Raw genomic sequence first — 260 nt, 5'->3', positions numbered from 1 at the left:
ACAAGGGCTTCGGTCCAGCCGCCGAGGTTCAGCAGCGCAAGCATGGCCGGCACGATCCCCACCGAGACGATAAACCCAATACCGATGAGGATGGCGCCAAGTGTGAAGCCCAAGGCCAGGAGATTCAGATGGATAAAGCCGCGCTTTTCACTCTCCTCGTAGGCGATGTTCATGGCTTCGAATAGCGTCTTGATGCCGTTGCTGGCGCTCCACAGTGCGACGGCAAGGCCGAAGATGAAGCCGAAGCTGAGCGCGCCAGT

The 260-nt window shown here is 59.2% G+C and carries 1 protein-coding gene; it reads right to left on the bottom strand.

Going from position 1 to position 260, the window contains the following annotated elements; all coding sequences use genetic code 11:
- Positions 1-260: YhjD/YihY/BrkB family envelope integrity protein (locus E5W87_RS35825; protein ID WP_292408790.1), on the bottom strand; the 260-nt coding region annotated here is incomplete at both ends.

The sequence above is a fragment of the Mesorhizobium sp. genome (assembly GCF_004962925.1).
Lineage (GTDB): Bacteria > Pseudomonadota > Alphaproteobacteria > Rhizobiales > Rhizobiaceae > Mesorhizobium.
Note: the sequence above shows the minus strand (reverse complement) of the source record. Positions and strands in the feature narration are given on the sequence as shown.